This is a genomic window from Micromonospora sp. NPDC048898 (genome assembly GCF_043198035.1).
Taxonomy (GTDB): domain Bacteria; phylum Actinomycetota; class Actinomycetes; order Mycobacteriales; family Micromonosporaceae; genus Micromonospora.
This window is the reverse complement of sequence record NZ_JBICUF010000002.1, coordinates 757,382-760,549: the sequence shown is the minus strand read 5'-3', so window position 1 is coordinate 760,549 and position 3,168 is coordinate 757,382. Positions and strand designations below refer to the sequence as shown.

2 protein-coding genes are annotated in these 3,168 nt (G+C 68.3%); one reads left to right on the top strand and one right to left on the bottom strand.

Annotation, left to right across the window (positions count from 1 at the left end):
• Positions 1-149 precede the first annotated feature (149 nt).
• A complete protein-coding gene (gene gyrB, locus ACGFIQ_RS10230; protein ID WP_179781522.1) occupies positions 150-2,096 on the bottom strand; it encodes a DNA topoisomerase (ATP-hydrolyzing) subunit B in 1,947 nt (648 codons plus the stop codon).
• Between the two features lie 521 nt (positions 2,097-2,617).
• On the opposite strand from gyrB, the gene ACGFIQ_RS10225 reads away from it, so the two are divergent.
• The coding region (locus ACGFIQ_RS10225; protein ID WP_393242112.1) for a hypothetical protein at positions 2,618-3,168 on the top strand (551 nt) is incomplete at its 3' end.

The following is a 3,168-nucleotide window of genomic DNA, read 5'->3' as shown; positions in this document are numbered from 1 at the left end:
GGCGTCACAGTGGCTATTTTAACACCCAACCCACCCCGGGTGGTTGTTTCGGGTTGTTTACCCCGGTTGTGGCCCCCCCCCGGGGGGGGGGTCCCGGGGGGGGGGGGGGGGGGGGGGGGGCCCCCCCCCCCCCCCCCCGCCACGGTCTGTCAGATGTCCAGGAACCGGACGTCCTTGGCGTTGCGCTGGATGAACGACCGGCGGGCTTCGACGTCCTCACCCATCAGCACGCTGAACAACTCGTCGGCGGTTGCCGCGTCGTCGAGAGTGACCTGACGCAGGGTACGCGTCGCCGGGTTCATCGTGGTTTCCCACAGCTCGGGATAGTTCATCTCGCCGAGGCCCTTGAAGCGCTGGATGTCGTCCGGCTTGGCGTTCGGCTTCTTCTGCTGGCGCAGCGCGATCAGCCCGTCCCGCTCGCGGTCGGAGTAGGCGTACTGCGCGTCGTCGCCCTTCTTGTTCCACTTGATCTTGTAGAGCGGAGGGGCGGCCAGGTAGACGTTGCCCATCTCGACGAGCGGCCGCATGAAACGGAACAGCAGGGTGAGCAGCAGCGTCTGGATGTGCTGGCCGTCGACGTCGGCGTCGGCCATCAGCACCACCTTGTGGTAGCGCAGCTTCTCCATGTCGAAGTCGTCGTGGATGCCGGTGCCGAGCGCGGTGATCAGCGCCTGGACCTCGTTGTTCTTCAGGACCCGGTCGATCCGGGCCTTCTCCACGTTGAGGATCTTGCCGCGGATCGGCAGGATCGCCTGGGTCCGTGGGTCGCGGCCCTGCTTGGCCGAGCCGCCTGCCGAGTCGCCCTCGACGATGAACACCTCGGACTCGCGCGGGTCGGTGGACTGGCAGTCGGCCAGCTTGCCCGGCATCGAGCCGGACTCCAGCAGCGACTTGCGCCGGGCCAGCTTGCGGGCCTGCTGCGCGGCGATCCGGGCACGGGCCGCCTGGGAGGCCTTGGTGATGATCATCTTGGCTTCGGCCGGGTTGCGGTCGAACCAGTCGACAAGCCGGTCGTTGCAGACCCGCTGCACGAAGCTCTTCACCGGGGTGTTGCCGAGCTTGGTCTTGGTCTGACCCTCGAACTGCGGGTTGGCCAGCTTGACCGAGATGATCGCCGCGAGCCCTTCGCGAATGTCCTCGCCGGAGAGCTTCTCGTCGCCCTTGAGCAGCTTCTTGTCGGTGCCGTACCGGTTGACCACGCTGGTCAGCGCGGACCGGAAACCCTCCTCGTGGGTGCCGCCCTCGTGGGTGTTGATCGTGTTGGCGAAGGTGTAGACCGACTCGCCGTACGACTCGTTCCACTGCATGGCGATCTCGAGCGACATGCCCTCCTCCTCGGCGCCGAACTCGACCACGGTCTTGTGGATCGGGCTCTTCGAGGCGTTGAGGTGTCGGACGAAGTCGGCGATGCCGCCCTCGTAGTAGAAGGTCACCTCGCGCTGCCGGCCGTCCTCCTCCTCGGCCACCCGCTCGTCGAGCAGGTGGATGCGCAGGGCGCGGTTGAGGAAGGCCATCTCCTGCAGGCGTCGGTAGATGGTCTGGAAGTCGAAGTCGACGGTCTCGAACACGTCGGGGTCGGGCCAGAAGGAGACCGCCGAGCCGGTGCGGTCGGTGGCCTCGCCCTTCTCCAGTGGGCTCGGCTTGGAGTTGGTGTAGTGCTGCCGCCACACGGCACCGGACTTGTGGATCTCGACGAACATCTTGGTGGAGAGCGCGTTCACCACGGACACACCGACGCCGTGCAGGCCGCCGGAGACCGCGTACGCCTTGCCGTCGAACTTGCCACCCGCGTGCAGGATGGTCAGCGCGACCTCGACGCCCGGCTTCTTGAGCTTCGGGTGGAGGTCGACCGGGAAACCTCGGCCGTTGTCGGTGACCCGGACGCCGCCGTCGGCGAGCAGCACCACGTCGATGGTGTCGCAGTATCCGGCGAGCGCCTCGTCGACAGCGTTGTCGACAACTTCCCAGACGAGGTGGTGCAGACCGCGCTCGCCGGTGGACCCGATGTACATACCGGGCCGCTTGCGGACCGCCTCCAGCCCCTCGAGAACGGTGATCGACTCTGCGCCGTACTCCTGCTTGTCCTGCGCTGCCACCCTCGGCCACTTTCTCGCGTCAGCCACGCCGGTAGGGCGCGTCGGGCGCGGGTTCGGCGGACATGACGCGACGTCGGCGCGTGGACCGGTGCCGGAGACCTCCGGACAGCGGGTCGAACGCGCCGGTCGCCGCGGTTGCCCGCGGATCGCGATCGGCTCGACCCGACGTGGAGAATGAATCTGGGGCCGTCGGCCCCGTCGCTCTCCCGCACCGGGTCTTCGTCTCGCTGTCAATCCTACTGTGCGCGGGGGACAGAACCACCACTCGGCACCCTCAGAGAGCCGGCTGAGAAGTCCGTAGCCGGCAGAACCCCGTTGCCCGCGACTCCCCCCACACGCCAGGGTCCGATCGCACGCGCCGCCCCCGGACGGGTTGACCCGCGCTCGGGCGGGTCGGGGGTCGCGGCCGAAGCGTCCGTGCCGTACGTTTGCGGCGCCCCGGTACCAGGCTTGATCTTTACCGGCCGGAACCGGGACGATCGACTCGATCGACCCGACACGTGCTCTTTAAGAGGTGACAGATGGGGCTGGACAACGTCGCGGTGCACTGGCCGCGGACCGGCCGCTTCTACGATCCGGTCGCGCCGGCCGAGTTCGTCGACTTCGGCGAGATCGTCGACGTGCCGCGCATCTCCGCGCCGACGGCGGCGCTGGCCGAGCTAATCGCGAAGACCGGCACCATCCGGGCGACCGCGTACACCGAGTTGGTGGATCTCCTTCTCGGCCTCGAAGGTGTGTTGTACGCCACAGATGCCGCGGCCGAGGACGAGGACCCGGTGATCGACCCGGACGGCTGTTCCTGGATCGCCAGCGGCATTGAGCGGTTCGTGGCCGGGCACCGCGCGTACGGCGAGGCGGTGACCTTCGAGTCGGTGAGCACGGTGCTGCGCTCGTTGCTCGGCGACGGCAGGTTGGCCGAGCAGCAGTTGCGGTGGCTGGAGAGCCGGCTCGACGCGCTGCGCGACGAGCGCGGTGACCCGCCGCAGTGGAACTTCACCTGCGCCGAGCTGGGCGTGTTGGCCGCGTTCTACCGGCGCTGCGCCGAGCGCGGCTTCGCCGTCTACGCCGACGG